This is a genomic window from Streptomyces sp. DG1A-41 (genome assembly GCF_037055355.1).
Lineage (GTDB): Bacteria > Actinomycetota > Actinomycetes > Streptomycetales > Streptomycetaceae > Streptomyces.
Map to the genome: position 1 here is coordinate 5,180,437 of NZ_CP146350.1, position 17,399 is coordinate 5,197,835.

At 71.2% G+C, this 17,399-nt stretch carries 8 protein-coding genes, 1 tRNA gene and 3 pseudogenes; 11 read left to right on the forward strand and 1 reads right to left on the reverse strand.

From position 1 onward, the window contains the following. Positions 1-78: 78 nt before the first annotated feature. From bldG to V8690_RS24300, 11 genes and pseudogenes are all read left to right on the forward strand, one after another. A complete protein-coding gene (gene bldG, locus V8690_RS24250; protein ID WP_003991900.1) occupies positions 79-420 on the forward strand; it encodes an anti-sigma factor antagonist BldG in 342 nt (113 codons plus the stop codon). A gap of 135 nt (positions 421-555) precedes the next feature. Further along, a complete protein-coding gene (locus V8690_RS24255) occupies positions 556-993 on the forward strand; it encodes an ATP-binding protein (RefSeq protein ID WP_184986492.1) in 438 nt (145 codons plus the stop codon). Positions 994-1,266: 273 nt separating this feature from the next. After that, complete coding sequence (locus tag V8690_RS24260) at positions 1,267-3,672, forward strand: sodium-translocating pyrophosphatase (RefSeq protein WP_338782006.1); 2,406 nt, start codon at positions 1,267-1,269, stop codon at positions 3,670-3,672. Between the two features lie 194 nt (positions 3,673-3,866). After that, the gene (locus V8690_RS24265; RefSeq protein ID WP_338782008.1) at positions 3,867-4,448 is read left to right on the forward strand and encodes a small secreted protein; all 582 of its coding nucleotides are present in this window, start codon (positions 3,867-3,869) and stop codon (positions 4,446-4,448) included. 163 nt (positions 4,449-4,611) lie between these two features. Further along, positions 4,612-6,141 carry a class I SAM-dependent methyltransferase gene (locus tag V8690_RS24270; RefSeq protein ID WP_338782010.1) on the forward strand — a complete coding sequence of 510 codons (1,530 nt, stop codon included), beginning with the start codon at positions 4,612-4,614 and terminating at the stop codon, positions 6,139-6,141. Between the two features lie 299 nt (positions 6,142-6,440). Then, the gene (locus V8690_RS24275) at positions 6,441-6,638 is read left to right on the forward strand and encodes a hypothetical protein (protein WP_338782012.1); all 198 of its coding nucleotides are present in this window, start codon (positions 6,441-6,443) and stop codon (positions 6,636-6,638) included. A 246-nt stretch (positions 6,639-6,884) separates the two neighbouring features. Beyond that, positions 6,885-9,731: a type I DNA topoisomerase gene (gene topA / locus V8690_RS24280; RefSeq protein WP_338782013.1), complete on the forward strand. Its 2,847-nt coding sequence runs from the start codon at positions 6,885-6,887 to the stop codon at positions 9,729-9,731. A 258-nt stretch (positions 9,732-9,989) separates the two neighbouring features. Next, positions 9,990-13,216 (forward strand): annotated as a pseudogene (tmk, locus tag V8690_RS24285) (dTMP kinase). A gap of 150 nt (positions 13,217-13,366) precedes the next feature. After that, complete coding sequence (locus V8690_RS24290; protein WP_338782015.1) at positions 13,367-14,572, forward strand: DNA polymerase III subunit delta'; 1,206 nt, start codon at positions 13,367-13,369, stop codon at positions 14,570-14,572. 224 nt (positions 14,573-14,796) lie between these two features. Then, positions 14,797-16,430: pseudogene (locus V8690_RS24295) on the forward strand (alpha/beta hydrolase). 106 nt (positions 16,431-16,536) lie between these two features. Continuing rightward, positions 16,537-16,613: transfer RNA gene (locus tag V8690_RS24300), tRNA-Thr, on the forward strand. A gap of 391 nt (positions 16,614-17,004) precedes the next feature. Here V8690_RS24300 and V8690_RS24305 read toward each other — a convergent pair. Continuing rightward, positions 17,005-17,394, reverse strand: a pseudogene (locus V8690_RS24305) (transposase); the annotation flags it as partial. Positions 17,395-17,399: the final 5 nt, after the last annotated feature.

Consider the following 17,399-nt stretch of genomic DNA (forward strand, 5'->3'; position numbering starts at 1 on the left):
GCGGCTGGCGAATCGTCCAGGGGACGAAGCCGAGGTGCCCCAAGGGCGACCGCTCGATAGCAAGGTGCTGGAGGATCCGTGGACCTGTCCCTGTCGACCGAGACCATGGGCGATCGCACGATCGTCAGGGTCGGTGGCGAAATCGACGTATATACCGCGCCCAAGCTGCGCGAGCAGTTGGTCGAGCTGGTGAACGACGGCAGTTTCCACCTTGTCGTCGACATGGAGGGCGTGGACTTCCTCGACTCCACCGGGCTCGGCGTGCTGGTCGGCGGCCTGAAGCGCGTGCGGGCCCATGAGGGCTCCCTGCGCCTGGTCTGCAACCAGGAGCGCATTCTGAAGATCTTCCGCATCACCGGTCTCACCAAGGTGTTCCCCATTCACACCTCGGTCGAGGAAGCGGTGGCGGCGACCGACTGACCACCGGACCCGGGCCTCGCGCCCGGGCCGGCCGAAGTTGCGGCAAGAGTTCGGCAGAAGTGAAGACCGAGGGGGCCCGGGCTTTCGGCGGCCCGGCGCCTCTCGACAGCACGCCCGTAGTTGCGAGGGGGATGCATGGCCACCGTTGAGCTCCGCTTCAGCGCGCTGCCCGAGCACGTCAGGACCGCCCGGCTGGTGGCGGCCGCGGTGGCGCGCAGGGCCGGAGTGGACGAGGCCGTCCTCGACGAGGTCAGGCTCGCCGTCGGCGAAGCCTGCACGCGGGCCGTCGGACTGCACCAGACCGGCGGGATCTCGGCACCTGTGAAGGTGCTGCTGATCGAGGAGGAGAAACAGTTCTCCATCGAGGTCGGCGACGAGGCCCCGCACGCGGTCCCCGGCGAGCGCGCGCCCGGCGCCGGACCCGGCGATCCCGACGGTGAGGCCGACGAGGACGAGATGGGCCTCGCGGTCATCAGCGGACTCGTCGACGACGTCGAGGTCAGCGCGGGGGAGCACGGCGGGTCGATCAAGATGACCTGGCCGACCACACCGCCGCCGACCATCCTGGCCTGACCGGCCACCGCACACAGCGTTCTCGACGAAGGGCCCCACCCGTGGGGCCCTTCGTCATGTGCGGGTGTCAGTGCGCGCCTTTACAGTGGTTCCTGTGCCGTTCATCGCGTGAATTCGTTCACGATCATTCGCATGCTCCACGGCAGTCCGAGAATGCTTTCAGGGCATTACCCCAGAAGGCCAATTCCGCTTATCGCGCTCTGTTTTGATCAGGTTCCGGTACCTACAATCCCGTCCACATCTTGAGCTCAGCCCAAGCGTCAAGGAGGACGAATGGCGGGGCTTTCCATCTCATCACAGTCGGGCCATCCCACAGACCTCGCAGCCGCCGTACTGACCGATGACAACCGCGTTCTCGTCGCGGTCATCGCGGTCGTCGCGCTGGCGGCACTCGTGGTCGCGGGCGTCCTGGTACGCCAGGTACTCGCGGCCGGCGAGGGCACCGACAGCATGAAGAAGATCGCGGTGGCGATCCAGGAAGGCGCGAACGCCTATCTGGCACGCCAGCTGCGCACGCTCGGCGTATTCGCCGTGGTCGTGTTCTTCCTGCTCATGCTGCTGCCCGCGGACGACTGGAATCAGCGTGCCGGTCGGTCGGTGTTCTTCCTGATCGGAGCGGCGTTCTCGGCGGCCACCGGCTATATCGGCATGTGGCTCGCCGTGCGCAGCAATGTGCGTGTCGCGGCGGCGGCGCGTGAAGCGACACCGGCGAAAGGCGAGCCGGAAAAGGATCTCACCGCGGTCTCGCACAAAGCGATGAAGATCGCATTTCGCACGGGCGGCGTCGTCGGCATGTTCACGGTGGGCCTCGGCCTGCTGGGCGCCTCCTGCGTGGTGCTGGTGTACGCGGCCGACGCGCCGAAGGTGCTCGAGGGCTTCGGCCTCGGGGCCGCGCTGATCGCGATGTTCATGCGTGTCGGCGGCGGCATCTTCACCAAGGCCGCCGACGTCGGCGCCGACCTGGTCGGCAAGGTCGAACAGGGCATTCCGGAGGACGACCCGCGCAATGCCGCGACCATCGCCGACAACGTGGGCGACAACGTCGGCGACTGCGCGGGCATGGCGGCCGACCTCTTCGAGTCGTACGCCGTGACCCTGGTCGCCGCGTTGATCCTCGGCTCGGCGGCCTTCGGCGACGTGGGGCTCGGCTTCCCGCTGCTCGTGCCGGCGATCGGTGTGATCACCGCCATGATCGGTATCTTCGCGGTGGCGCCGAGGCGCGCCGACCGCAGCGGCATGAGCGCCATCAACCGCGGGTTCTTCATCTCCGCGGTGATCTCGCTCGTGCTGGTCGCGGTGGCCGTCTTCGTCTACCTGCCCGGGAAGTACTCGGACCTCGACGGCGTGACGGACGCGGCGATCACGGGCAAGGGCGGCGACCCGCGGATCCTCGCGCTCGTCGCGGTGGCCATCGGCATCGTGCTCGCCGCGCTGATCCAGCAACTGACCGGCTACTTCACCGAGACCACCCGGCGTCCCGTCCGGGACATCGGCAAGACCTCGCTCACCGGCCCGGCCACCGTCGTCCTCGCCGGTATCTCCGTCGGTCTCGAATCCGCCGTCTACACCGCCCTGTTGATCGGCCTCGGCGTCTACGGGGCGTTCCTGCTCGGCGGTACGTCGATCACGCTGGCGCTGTTCGCGGTGGCGCTGGCCGGCACCGGCCTGCTCACCACGGTCGGTGTGATCGTCGCGATGGACACCTTCGGGCCCGTCTCCGACAACGCGCAGGGCATCGCGGAGATGTCCGGCGACGTCGAGGGCGCGGGCGCGCAGGTGCTCACCGACCTGGACGCGGTCGGCAACACCACCAAGGCGATCACCAAGGGCATCGCGATCGCCACGGCCGTGCTCGCGGCGGCGGCGCTGTTCGGTTCGTACCGCGACGCGATCATCACGGGAGCGCGCGACGTGGGCGAGCAGTTGTCCGGGGCGGGGGCATCGATGAGCCTGATGATGGACATCTCGCAGCCCAACAACCTCGTGGGTCTCGTCGCGGGCGCGGCGGTCGTCTTCCTCTTCTCGGGGCTGGCGATCAACGCCGTGTCACGATCGGCGGGTTCCGTGGTCTTCGAGGTGCGGCGGCAGTTCCGCGAGAAGCCCGGGATCATGGACTACAGCGAGAAACCGGAGTACGGAAAGGTCGTCGACATCTGCACCCGGGATGCCCTGCGCGAGCTCGCCACACCCGGTCTGCTCGCCGTGCTGGCGCCCGTCTTCATCGGGTTCACGCTCGGTGTCGGGCCGCTGGGCGCGTTCCTGGCGGGCGCGATCGGCGCGGGCACGCTGATGGCGGTGTTCCTCGCCAACTCCGGTGGCGCCTGGGACAACGCCAAGAAGCTCGTCGAGGACGGCCACCACGGAGGCAAGGGCAGCGAGGCCCACGCGGCGACCGTGATCGGCGACACCGTCGGCGACCCCTTCAAGGACACCGCCGGTCCGGCGATCAACCCGCTGCTGAAGGTCATGAACCTGGTGTCGCTGCTCATCGCGCCCGCGGTGATCAAGTTCTCCTACGGCCCGGACAAAAGCATCGGAGTACGGATCCTGATCGCGGCTCTCGCGTTCGTCGTCATCGTCGGCGCGGTGTACGTGTCAAAGCGGCGCGGCATCGCCGTAGGTGACGAAGACAACGCCGAACGGGAGCCCAAGTCGGCGGACCCGGCAGTGGTTTCGTAGGGAGGTCGTCCAAGCCCCAGCTCAAGGTGCGGGCGGGCCGCGCGCGTTGACGCGTCGCCCGCTCGCTCTGTGCGTGTACACGACCACGCCGTGAGGCTTCTCTCGCTTGGTGCAAAAGGTTACAAAAAGGTCTTAATAGACTTGCGGCGTGCGGTTGCCGTGCATCTGGCGTGTATGTTCCGGGGCCGAGAGCCATGGAAGGGACCAAACCGGTGAACAAGAAGCTCGCGGCCGCACTGTCCGGCGGTGCGGTACTGGTACTGGCGCTGTCGGGGTGCGGCGGCGACGACAACGAGAAGCTGGACTCCTGGGCCAAGCAGGTCTGCGACGCCGTACAGCCGCAGGCCAAGAAGATCGAGTCGGCCAATGCCTCGATCCAGAAGGAAACCTCGGACAACAGCAAGCCGGAGGACGTCCAGAAGACCGACGCACAGGCCTTCCAGGACATGTCCGACGCCTACAAGGCCATCGGGGCCGCGGTGACCAAGGCCGGGGCGCCGGACGTGGAGAACGGCCAGAAGAAACAGGAGGACGCCGTCAAGGAGCTCAACGCGATCTCCTCCTCGTACGCCTCCCTGAAGAAGCAGGTCGACGCGCTCGACACCAAGGACCAGGGCAAGTTCGCGGACGGCCTCAAGGACATCGCCACCGAGCTCGACAAGCTGGGCAAGAGCGGGAACGACGCGCTCCGGAACCTGGAGGAGGGCGAGGTCGGCCAGGCGATGGCCCGGCAGACCAGCTGCAAGGCGGCCACGGCGCCGGCGACCCAGAGCTGAGCGAGGAGCGTTTTCGGGGCCGGCGGGGCTGCTGAGCCGGCAGTGACTGCTGGGCCTGCCCGGTGAGCCGCGCCCGATACGACTGCCGGGTCGGCCCGCTGAGCCGCGCTCGATACCCGGCACGGGCACGTGCGGTACCGGTGCCGGCGGCCACAATGGGGGCGTGAGTAACGCCAGCCAGTCACCCCTGTCCCCGCTGCCCTCCTCCGACCGTCCCGATGTCGCCGCCCGGCTCCGGGACGCCCTGGTCCAAGCCTCCTTCACCGCCGACGGGCTGCTCGAACTGCTCGGCGGCCCCGCGTACGCGGCCCTGGCCCGGAGCGAGACCGTGCCCGCGCTCCGGGCGACCCGCGGGGAGACGCCGCTGGAGTCGCTCGTCCGGCTGTTCCTCCTGCAGCAGCCCGTGCCGCACGCGCGCGTGGCGGACGTCCTGCCCGTCGACGCGTGCCTGGAGAGCGGCTGGCTGACGCGCGTCGGGGGCGACGAGCTCGCCGCGGCCGTGGACGTACGGCCGTACGGCGGGCCCGGCGGCGAGGACTGGTTCATCGTGTCGGACCTGGGCTGCGCGGTCGGTGGCGCCGGGGGCATCGGCCGGCGTGACCAAGGAGTCGTCCTGGGAGTCGGCGGCGCCTCCACGACACTCGCCGGCATCACCGTCCGTACGCCCGTCGCCGCCGCGCTCGACCTCGGCACCGGCTCCGGCATCCAGGCCCTGCACGCCGCGCAGCACGCCACGCGCGTGACGGCCACCGATCTCAATCCGCGCGCGCTGCACATCACCGCCCTCACGCTGGCGCTGTCCGGCACCCCGGCCGCCGATCTGCGCGAGGGCTCCCTCTTCGAGCCGGTGCGGGACGACGAGAAGTACGACCTGATCGTCTCGAACCCGCCGTTCGTGATCTCTCCCGGCGCCCGGCTCACCTACCGCGACGGCGGGATGGGCGGGGACGATCTGTGCCGCGCGCTCGTTCAGGAGGCAGGGGAGCGGCTGAACGAGGGCGGGTTCGCGCAGTTCCTCGCCAACTGGCAGCACGTGGAAGGGGAGGACTGGCAGGACCGGCTCAGGTCATGGGTGCCTCGGGGCTGCGACGCGTGGATCGTGCAGCGCGAGGTGCAGGACGTCAACCAGTACGCCGAGCTGTGGCTGCGGGACGCGGGCGACCACCGCGAGGACGTGGCGGAGTACCAGGCGCGGTACGACGCCTGGCTCGACGAGTTCGAGGCGCGCAAGGTGAGGGCCGTCGGCTTCGGCTGGATCACCCTGCGCAGGACGGATGCCGCCGCGCCCTCCGTCACGGTGGAGGAGTGGCCGCATCCGGTCGAGCAGCCGCTCGGGGACACCATCCGGGCCCACTTCGACCGGCTCGACTACCTGCGCGACCACGACGACGCCGCGCTGCTCGAAGCACACTTCCGGCTCGGCGCCGAGGTCGTGCAGGAACAGGTCGGGCTGCCCGGCGCGGAGGACCCCGAGCATGTCGTGCTGCGCCAGAACCGCGGCATGCGCCGCGCCACCCGCGTGGACACGGTCGGCGCGGGCTTCGCGGGCGTGTGCGACGGCACGATGAGCGCCGGTCGCATCCTCGACGCCATCGCCCAGCTGATCGGCGAGGACCCGGTGCTGCTGCGCGACCGCACTCCGGCGCAGATCCGGCTGCTCGTCGAGCAGGGCTTCCTGGAGCCGGTCCGCTGAGGGACTCGGCAGGGGTTTCCTGCCGAGGGGCGAGCCCGCGCACCACGCCTGCCCCAGGCGCCACTCTCCGCACCACCGCCCCGTGCTCACGTCCCACGGGCCGTCGTCGAGGAGACTCGCCAATAAAATTCGAGTCGATTTGAACACCTCGTCCAAAACGGTCCGGGAGGGGTCGGAAGTCCCTGATCCGCGACTGTGGCGCCCCGGCGTTCACCTCCGGTTCGCCTGCCCGCCGCCCATGCGTGTCAGCCTCCGGTGGCTGGGGAGACGCGGACGGGAGAAAAGGGGCGCGGCGAGTCATGGAGAGCGAACCGGCGATCTTCGCGGGAGCGGTGTTCTCCCTGTTCGGAGGCGGGCTGCTGGCGTGGACCGTGACACGCGTACGCCAGCACCAGCCCGTCGCCCAGGGTGTGAGCCCCGTCGCATCGGCGACCCTCGCGAGCATCGTCGCGGTGCTCGCCCTGGCGGTCGGAACATGGTGCTTCACCCGCCTCTGAAGCCTGCGTCGTCGGGGCGCCCGTGGGTAACCGGGGCGTTGCACTCCGCATAGGGTCCGGCTTGCTCCGGGTACTCCGGGCGGCAGGAATGGTGGTAGTCGGGTTACCGTTCGAGTGGCCGTTGCGGGCTTTTCCCGTTTGACACGGGGGCGGGATGTACCGTCACACTCCGCAGCGTCACCACGACCCGACCCCGGGAGACGAACCCTGGGGAGGCCCCAGCGTCGACCGGAGAGAAGAGCGAAGTTGTCCCCGACCAGCGAGACCGCACAGGGCGGCCGCCGACTCGTCATCGTCGAGTCGCCTGCCAAGGCGAAGACGATCAAGGGCTACCTGGGCCCCGGCTACGTAGTCGAGGCGAGCGTCGGGCACATCCGTGACCTTCCCAACGGCGCCGCCGAGGTGCCCGAGAAGTACACCGGCGAGGTCCGCCGCCTCGGTGTGGACGTCGAACACGACTTCGAGCCGATCTATGTGGTCAACGCCGATAAGAGGGCGCAGGTCAAGAAGCTCAAGGACCTGCTGAAGGACTCCGACGAGCTCTACCTCGCCACCGATGAGGACCGCGAGGGCGAGGCCATCGCCTGGCACCTCCAGGAGGTGCTCAAGCCCAAGGTCCCGGTCAAGCGGATGGTCTTCCACGAGATCACCAAGGCCGCGATCCAGGCCGCCGTGGCCAACCCGCGCCAGCTCAACCAGAAGCTCGTGGACGCCCAGGAGACCCGCCGCATCCTCGACCGCCTCTACGGCTACGAGGTCTCGCCGGTCCTGTGGAAGAAGGTCATGCCGCGGCTGTCCGCGGGCCGTGTCCAGTCGGTCGCCACACGACTCGTCGTGGAGCGGGAACGCGAGCGCATCGCCTTTCGTTCGGCTGAGTACTGGGACCTGACGGGCACCTTCGCGACCGGCCGCGCGGGAGACCTGTCGGACCCGTCGTCGCTGGTCGCGCGCCTCCAGACCGTCGACGGCAGGCGGGTCGCGCAGGGCCGCGACTTCGACTCCCTGGGACAACTGAAGAGCGCGAACACCCTCCACCTCGACGAGGCGAACGCCCGCGCCCTGGCCGCCGCCCTGGAGAACACGAGCTTCGCGGTCCGCTCCGTCGAGTCCAAGCCGTACCGCCGCTCGCCGTACGCCCCGTTCCGTACGACGACGTTGCAGCAGGAGGCCAGCCGCAAGCTCGGCTTCGGCGCGAAGGCGACGATGCAGATCGCGCAGAAGCTCTACGAGAACGGCTACATCACCTACATGCGTACGGACTCCACGACCCTGAGCGACACGGCGGTCGCCGCCGCCCGCGCCCAGGTCACGCAGCTGTACGGCGCCGACTACCTGCCGCCGCAGCCGAGGACGTACGCCGGGAAGGTCAAGAACGCCCAGGAGGCCCACGAGGCGATCCGGCCCTCGGGTGACCGTTTCCGCACTCCCGCCGAGACCGGACTGACCGGCGACCAGTTCAAACTGTACGAACTGATCTGGAAGCGGACCGTCGCCTCCCAGATGAAGGACGCGACCGGCAACAGCGTCACGGTGAAGATCGGCGGCACGGCGGCCGACGGCCGGGACGTCGAGTTCAGCGCGTCCGGCAAGACGATCACCTTCCACGGCTTCCTCAAGGCGTACGTCGAGGGCGCCGACGACCCGAACGCCGAACTCGACGACCGCGAGCGCCGGCTGCCCCAGGTCTCCGAGGGCGACGCCCTGCGAGCCGAGGAGATCACGGTCGACGGGCACGCCACCAAGCCCCCGGCCCGCTACACCGAGGCCTCCCTGGTCAAGGAGCTGGAAGAGCGCGAGATCGGCCGCCCGTCGACGTACGCGTCGATCATCGGCACGATCCTCGACCGCGGCTATGTGTTCAAGAAGGGCACGGCCCTGGTGCCGTCCTTCCTGTCCTTCGCCGTGGTCAACCTCCTGGAGAAGCACTTCGGGCGGCTCGTCGACTACGACTTCACCGCCAAGATGGAGGACGACCTCGACCGCATCGCCCGCGGTGAGGCGCAGTCCGTGCCGTGGCTGAAGCGGTTCTACTTCGGTGAGGGCACAGGCGGGGGCGGTGCCGCCGACGCCGGCAACGGCGACGGGGACCACCTCGGCGGCCTCAAGGAGCTGGTGACCGACCTGGGCGCGATCGACGCGCGCGAGGTGTCGTCGTTCCCCGTGGGCAACGGCATCGTGCTGCGGGTCGGCCGCTACGGGCCGTACATCGAGCGCGGCGAGAAGGACACCGAGCAGCACCAGCGCGCCGACATCCCGGACGACCTGGCGCCGGACGAGCTGACCGTCGACCTCGCGGAGGAGCTGCTCGCCAAGCCGAGCGGCGACTACGAGCTGGGCACGGACCCGGCCACCGGCCACACGATCGTCGCCAAGGACGGCCGCTACGGCCCGTACGTGACGGAGGTCCTCCCCGAGGGCACCCCGAAGACGGGCAAGAACGCGGTCAAGCCGCGCACGGCGTCCCTGTTCAAGTCGATGTCGCTGGACACGGTGACCCTCGACGACGCCCTGAAGCTGATGTCGCTGCCGCGTGTCGTCGGCACCGACGCCGAGGGCCAGGAGATCACCGCGCAGAACGGCCGCTACGGGCCGTACCTGAAGAAGGGCACGGACTCGCGCTCGCTCCAGTCCGAGGAGCAGCTCTTCACGATCACGCTGGAAGAGGCGCTGGCGATCTACGCCCAGCCGAAGCAGCGTGGCCGGGCGGCCGCCAAGCCGCCGCTGAAGGAGCTGGGCACCGACCCGGTGAGCGAGAAGCCGGTCGTCGTCAAGGACGGCCGCTTCGGACCGTACGTCACCGACGGGGAGACCAACGCGACCCTGCGCTCCGGCGACAGCGTCGAAACGATCACCCCGGAGCGCGGCTTCGAGCTGCTCGCCGAGAAGCGCGCGAAGGCCCCGGCGAAGAAGACCGCGAAGAAGACCGCGAAGAAGGCTCCGGCCAAGAAGGCTCCCGCGAAGAAGACGACGGCGGCCAAGAAGACCGCGGCGAAGAAGACCACGACCGCGAAGAAGACGACGGCCAAGAAGACCACCACCGCGAAGAAGACCGCCGCCAAGACGGCGGCCGCCTCGGAGCCGGCGGAGGACTGAGGCTCGTTCAGGGCCTGTTCGGACTCGTTCGGTACCGCTCCGGACTCGTTCGGGACTCCTTCGGGACTCGTTCGGTTTTCCGGACCCGTTCGCGACTGTTCGGGATGCGCTCGGGCCCCGTTCGGGACCCGGATCGCCAGGGTTCGGGTCCCGAACGGGGTTCGGAAAGCGAACGCCCCGGCAACACTTCGGTGTCGGGGCGTGCGCATGTCAGGCCGGGCATCCCAGGGTGTCGGTGGCTCCCGATAGGCTGAATGCATGACGCGAGCCGAGCATCCAACGGCCTCTCGCCGGCCCCCGACGACGCCCTGGTCGCGGACTCCCGCGAGCGTGCCGTCCGCGCCCTGCTGCGCCGTCCGCAGTTGAGGCGGTTGTGGAGCGCACAGCTCGTGGGCTGCGTGGGCGACACCCTCGCCCTTCTCGTGCTGGTCGTCCTCGCCCTCCAAGCGGCCGTCGCCGAGGGCTCCTTCGGGGGCGGCTACCGCGGTGTGGCGTTCGCAGTGGCGACGGTTTTCGGGGTGCGCATCCTGGCGACGCTCCTGTTCGGCGCCGTCCTCCTCGGCCCCCTCACCGCGCTCACCTCCCAGGACGGCCCGCTGGACCGCCGCTGGACCATGGTGAGCGCGGACGGACTGCGCGCGGCGCTGCTCATCGTCGCCCCGCTGTGGATCGACTGGACGCCCCAGGACGCGCTGGCCGTCCTCCTCGTCACGGCCTTCGTGACCGGAGTCGCCGAGCGGTTCTGGACGGTGTGCCGCGAGAGCGCGGCCCCCGCGCTGCTGCCGCCCCCGCCGCCGGAAGGTGCGACGGTCCGGCCGCTGCCGGACCACATGGACGCCCTGCGCCGCCTGTCGCTGCGCACCGGCTTCGTCGCGATCCCGCTCGCGGCCGTCGCGCTGGTCGTCGCGGCCCTGTTCAACAACCTGCTGGGCGCCGGCATCGACTGGTTCGGCCAGCACCAGGCGGCCCTCGCCTCCTACGTCGCGGCAGGGTTGTTCGCCGCATCCCTGTCCGTGCTGACCTTCCTGGAGCTGCCCGGCACACGCACCCCACGCGCGCGGTCGCCGCTCGAAGGGCTGCGCCGCCCGAAGACCACCGCCGGCGCCGACAAGGGCCGCACCGGCGTGATGCCGCTGCTGGTGCTGGCCTGCGCGGCCGTCGCCGCCGCGGTGTCCGCCGCCGTCGCCGTGGCCGTGCTGCACGCCAAGGACCTGGGCGGCGGCCCGGTGCTGTACGGGCTGTTCGTGGGCGCGCTGACCGGCGGTGTCGTCGTCGGCATCCGTACGGCGCCCTCGCTGCTGCCCGCCCTGTCGCGCCGCCGGCTGCTCGCGCTGGCCATCGCCTTCACCGGTGTCGCCCTGCTGGCCGCCGGACTGGTCCCGGACGTCACCAGCGTGCTGCTGATCCTCGCGCTGGCCGGCGTCGGCGCGGGCATGGCCGCCAACACCGGGCACACCCTGCTCGACCAGGAGACCGAGGAGTACCGGCGGTCCCGTACGACGGAGCACCTGCACGCGGTCGTCCGCGTCTGCGTCGCGCTCGGCGCGGTGATCGCCCCGCTGGTGGCGGCGGGGATCGGGCCGCACCGGCTGGAGAGCGGCAAGTTCGTCTTCGCGCACGGCGGCGCGGCCTTCACGCTGATGCTGGCCGGCGCCCTGCTGCTGCCGGTGGCCGCGCTGGTGCTGGCCAAGGTCGACGACCGTTCCGGAGTGCCGCTGCGCCAGGATTTGCGCGACGCGCTGCTCCGCGGCGACGACCCGGAGCAGGCGCCCGCCGCCTCCGGGTTCTTCATCGCCCTGGAGGGCGGCGACGGGGCCGGGAAGTCCACGCAGGCCGAGGCGCTCGCCGAGTGGATCCGCGGCAAGGGCCACGAGGTCGTGCTGACGCGCGAGCCGGGGGCGACGCCGGTCGGCAAGCGGCTCCGGTCGATCCTGCTGGACGTGTCGAGCGAGGGCCTGTCGCACCGCGCGGAGGCGCTGCTGTACGCGGCCGACCGGGCCGAGCACATCGACACCGTCGTACGGCCCGCCCTGGAGCGCGGCGCGGTCGTCATCTCCGACCGGTACATCGACTCGTCCGTGGCCTACCAGGGGGCGGGCCGTGACCTGTCGCCGACCGAGATCGCCCGGATCAACCGCTGGGCGACGAACGGACTGGTGCCGCATCTGACCGTCCTGCTGGACGTCGCGCCGGAGACCGCGCGCGAGCGGTTCACCGAGGCGCCGGACCGGCTGGAGTCGGAGCCGGCCGAGTTCCACGCGCGCGTGCGGGCCGGTTTCCTGACCCTGGCCGCGGCCGACGCCGGGCGGTACCTGGTGGTGGACGCCGGCCAGGAGCCCGAGGCCGTCACGACCGTCATCCGGCACCGGCTCGACCAGGTGCTGCCGCTGTCCGAGGCCGAGATCAAGGCCCAGGAGGAGGCACGCAGGAAGGCCGAGGAGGAGGCCCGCCGCAAGGCAGAGGAAGAGGCTGCCCGCAAGGCGGAGGAGGAGCGACTGGAGCGCGAGCGCCAGGAGCAGCTCGCCCGGCTGCGCGCCGAGGAGGAGGAGCGCAAGCGGCGCGAGCTGGAGGAGGCGCAGCGGCGCGAGGCCGAACGGCAGGCGGAGGAGGCCCGGCGGCGGGCCGAGGAAGCGCGTAGGAAGGCCGAGGAGGAGAGGGCACGGCTCCTCGCGGAGGAGAAGGCCCGCGCCGAGGAGGAGGCCCGGCGCAAGGCCGAGGAGGAGCGCCGCCGCAAGCAGGCCGAGGAAGAGGCCCGGTTGCGCGCCGAGGCGGAGGCGCTCCGCCTGGAGAAGCAGCGCAAGGCCGAGGAGGCCCTGCTGCGGGCCGAGGAGGCGCGGCGTCTGGCGGAGGCGGCGGCCGCTGCCGCGGCGGCCGGGCCGAAGAGCGCCGCCCCGCGGGGTGCCTCCGGTTCGACGGCGGCTCAGGACGCGGCGACGGTGCCCACGCCCGTGGTGAAACCGGGCGGCGTGGCGGACGACACGACCGTGCTGCGCCCGGTACGGGACGAGGAGCAGGGCCGGGGCCGGACCTCCGGTGGGTCCGACGCCGAGGTGACGGCCGAACTGCCCAAGCCGCCGGTTCCGCCGGGTGCGGGGGAGGAGACGGAGGTACTGCCGCCGGTCCGCCCCGAGTCCGGCTCCGGATCCGGATCCGGTGACGAGACGGCCGTACTGCCCCCGGTCCGGCCCGGGGACGCCGACGAGACGGCCGTGCTGCCCCCCGTACGCGGGGACGAACCGGCGGACCGGGTTCCGCCCGGGTACTTCCGGGAGGACGCCCCGGCCCCCCGGCCCGACGGCACCGAGGACCGTACGCGGGAGCTGCCCCAGGTCGACGCCGAGGGCCGGCCCCGCCGGCGGTCCGACTGGGCCGAGGAGACGCCGCTGGATGACCTGCCCTCGCTGGCGGACGAGCTGCTCGGACCGCACGAGGACGAGCTGGACGAGGGGCGGGGGCGCCGGGGGAAGGGCGGCCGGGGCCGCTGAGGCCTCCGGCGGTCCGACATGGGTGCCCGGGCCGACGCGGGAGAAGGACCCGAGCCGGGCCTGCGAGATCAGGGGGCGGCAGGCGTTGTCAGTGGTCACCCCCACAATGGGTCTCGTACCGCGGAACGTGACGGAAGGGCGGCGTGACCCATGACCGTGTGGGACGACCTCGTCGGGCAGGAGAGGGTGAGCGCGCAGCTGGACGCCGCCGCCCGGGACGCCGACGCCCTGGTCACCGCTGCCGCCACCGACGCCCCGCCGCCCGAGGCGTCGAAGATGACGCACGCGTGGCTGTTCACGGGCCCGCCCGGGGCCGGGCGGAACCAGGCGGCGCGGGCGTTCGCGGCGGCCTTGCAGTGCGTCAGCCCGGACCGGGCCCTCGGCGGCTCCCCGGGCTGCGGCTTCTGCGACGGATGTCACACGGCCCTGATCGGCACGCACGCCGACGTCACCACCGTCGCCGCGGTCGGCACGCAGATCCTCGCCGACGACATGCGCGACACCGTACGCAAGTCGTTCACGTCACCGGCGAACGGCCGCTGGCAGGTCATCCTCGTCGAGGACGCCGAGCGGCTGAACGAGAAGTCGGCCAACGCCGTCCTCAAGGCGGTGGAGGAGCCCGCCCCGCGCACGGTCTGGCTGCTGTGCGCCCCTTCCATCGAGGACGTCCTGCCGACGATCCGCTCCCGCTGCCGCCACCTGAACCTGAGCACGCCGTCGGTCGACGCCGTCGCCGACATGCTCGTACGCCGCGAGGGCATCGAGCCGGACGTCGCCGCCGCGGCGGCCCGCGCGACCCAGGGCCATGTCGACCGGGCCCGCCGCCTGGCCACCGACCCGGCCGCGCGCGAGCGCCGTGCCGCCGTGCTGAGACTGCCGCTGCGGGTGGACGAGATCGGCAGTGCGCTCAAGGCCGCCCAGGAGCTCGTCGACGCGGCCGCCGAGGACGCCAAGCAGCTCGCGGAGGAGACGGACGCCAAGGAGACCGAGGAGCTGAAGGCCGCGCTCGGCGCGGCCCAGGGTGGCCGCATGCCGCGCGGCACCGCGGGCGTGATGAAGGACCTGGAGGACAAGCAGAAGCGCCGCAGAACGCGCACGCAGCGCGACAGCCTCGACCTCGCCCTGACCGACCTCACGGCCTTCTACCGCGACGTCCTCGCCCTCCAGCTCGGCTCCCGCGTGGCCATCGCCAACGCGGACGCCGAGGACGCCCTGGAGCGCCTCGCCCGCGGCAGCTCCCCGGAGTCCACGCTGCGCCGCATCGAGGCGATCGCCGCCTGCCGCGACGCCCTCGACCGGAACGTGGCGCCGCTGCTCGCGGTGGAGGCGATGACGATGGCGCTCAGAGCGGGCTGAGGACGGTGGTGCTCAGAGCGGGCTGAGGACGGTGGTGCTCAGAGCGGGCTGAACCGAAAGAGCCACACCGCACGGCACCGCACGGCACCGCACGGCAGGGCACGGCAGGGCACGGCCCCGCGGGATACGCACACGAGGTGGACGCGGAGTGGACGTCGTCACTCGTACGAGGCGCGACACGCACGCTGGGCACCCATGCCGTCGCGCAGAGTTACGCTCGTTGGATGGACACAAGGCGTATTCCCCGCTCCGCCTCCCTATCCGCCACCCGTTCCGGCGGCCTGCACCGCCGGATCCGCAGCGGAGCCAGGACCGCGGCCGGCCTCCTCGCCACGGCCGCGCTGCTCGTCTCCGCCTGCTCCTCCGGGAGCTCGACGACGTCCGCCACGGCTGCGGCGCAGGAAGCGGCACTGGTCGCGCTGCCGCGGTCCACCCCCGCGGCGCTCACGCCGTACTACGACCAGAAACCGGCCTGGCGCGGCTGCGGCGTCCCCGGCTTCGAGTGCGCCACGGTCAAGGCGCCGCTCGACTACGCCGAGCCGGCCGCCGGAGACGTCCGGCTCGCCGTCGCCCGCAAGAAGGCCACGGGCCCGGGGAAGCGGCTGGGCTCGCTGCTCGTGAACCCGGGCGGCCCGGGCGGCTCGGCGGTCGGTTACGTCCAGACGTACGCCGGCATCGGTTACCCCGCCGAGGTCCGTGCCCGCTACGACATGGTGGCGGTCGACCCGCGCGGCGTGGCCCGCAGTGAGCCCGTGAAGTGTCTGGACGGGCCGGAGATGGACACCTACACACAGACGGACACCACGCCCGACGACGCCAAGGAGAGCGACGGGCTGGTCGAGGCGTACCGGACATTCGCCGAAGGCTGCGGCGCGGACTCCCCCGGCTGCTGCGCCATGTGTCCACCGTGGAAGCGGCCCGGGACATGGACATCGTGCGGGCGGCGCTCGGCGACGAGAAGCTGAACTACGTCGGCGCCTCCTACGGCACGTTCCTCGGCGCGACGTACGCCGGTCTCTTCCCGGACCGGGTGGGCCGGCTGGTGCTGGACGGCGCGATGGACCCGTCGCTGCCGGCGCGGCGGCTGAACCTCGAACAGACGGCGGGCTTCGAGACGGCGTTCCGGTCGTTCGCGCGGGACTGCGTACGGCACGCGGACTGCCCGCTGGGCGGCGCGGGCACCTCGCCCGAGCAGGTCGGCAGGAACCTCAAGGCGTTCTTCGAGAAGCTGGACACGCGACCGGCCGCCACCGGCGACCCCGACGGCCGCCGCCTCACCGAGTCGCTCGCCACCACCGGCGTGATCGCGGCCATGTACGACGAGGGTGCCTGGCAGCAACTGCGTGAGGCGCTGACCTCCGCGATGAAGGAGAACGACGGCTCCGGGCTCCTCGTCCTCTCCGACGGCTACTACGAGCGTGACGCCGACGGCGGCTACAGCAATCTGATGTTCGCCAACGCGGCCGTGAACTGCCTCGACCTGCCGCCCGCCTTCGACACCCCCGACGCGGCGCGCAGGGCGCTCCCCGAGTTCGAGAAGGCGTCCCCGGTCTTCGGCGAGGGCCTGGCGTGGGCGGCCCTGAACTGCGCGTACTGGCCGGTGGCCGCCACAGGCGAGCCGCACCGCATCGAGGCGAAGGGCGCGGCCCCCATCGTCGTGGTCGGCACCACACGCGACCCCGCGACCCCGTACCGCTGGGCGCGGGCCCTGGCCGGCCAGCTCTCCTCGGGCCGCCTCCTCACCTACGAGGGCGACGGCCACACGGCGTACGGCCGCGGCAGCTCCTGCATCGACCGGACGATCAACGCGTACCTCCTGAAAGGCACCCCTCCCACGGACGGGAAGCGCTGCTCATGACCCGCGCCCAGCCCCGGAGGACCCGCCTCCGGGGCTGGTACGGAGCACCCTCGGAAACTGTGTAGACTTACCGTCGTTGCTGATCGCACCATGGTGCGGACAGCGCGCCGCCTTAGCTCAGATGGCCAGAGCAACGCACTCGTAATGCGTAGGTCTCGGGTTCGAATCCCGAAGGCGGCTCCATCAAAGCCCAGCTCAGACACTGTCTGAGCTGGGCTTCTTCGTCCAGCGGATGCTGCGGCGACGCCGGGCGCGCGCTGTCTTGCTGTCCGTGGTCTCAATTTGGGTCTCAGTAGCGGGTTTCGGGCAGCATCAGTCGGATCCGCCAGCACGCCAAGAGGCGACGACGCCGATCGAAGGGCACTAGGTGCCGCACGGGAGACCACTTCATGCCCTCCGAGTTCGCGCAGAGTGTCCCGGCAGGGCCGCGGCTCCCGTACTACAGGCGCCGGTCGTCGACACCTGCCTCCGCCAGGTGCGCGGTATACAAGGCGAGCGGCCTGAGTTATGCCCTATGCCTGACCCGACTGCGGCCCCTAAGGGCTGTCCCGCAAGTGTTCTCAGGCGTAATCCGTCATCCGGTAAGGGTGAGGTTGTGGAGCCGGGCGATGCCGAGCATGGCGTGATGGACGCCGTCGCCCTTCAGACGGCAGTCGCGGAGGATCTTCCAGGTCTTCATGCGGGCGAAGGTGTGCTCGACTCGGGCGCGGACTTTGCGGTGGGAGGCGTTGTGGGCTTACTTCCAGGCCGGTAGCTCGCCGCGTTCTCGGCGGTGCGGGATGACCATGCCGGCGCCACGGTAGCCGCCGTCTGCGATCACGGTGGTGTTGCCGACCGAGTTCTTGGCTCCGGACAGTTCCCATGCCTTGCAGTCGTTGCTGTTGCCGGGAACGGGCCGGCCGACGGAGACGACAAGGCAGGAGTCGGCGTCGTTGACGACCTGGTGGTTGGTCGAGTAGCTGCGGTCCC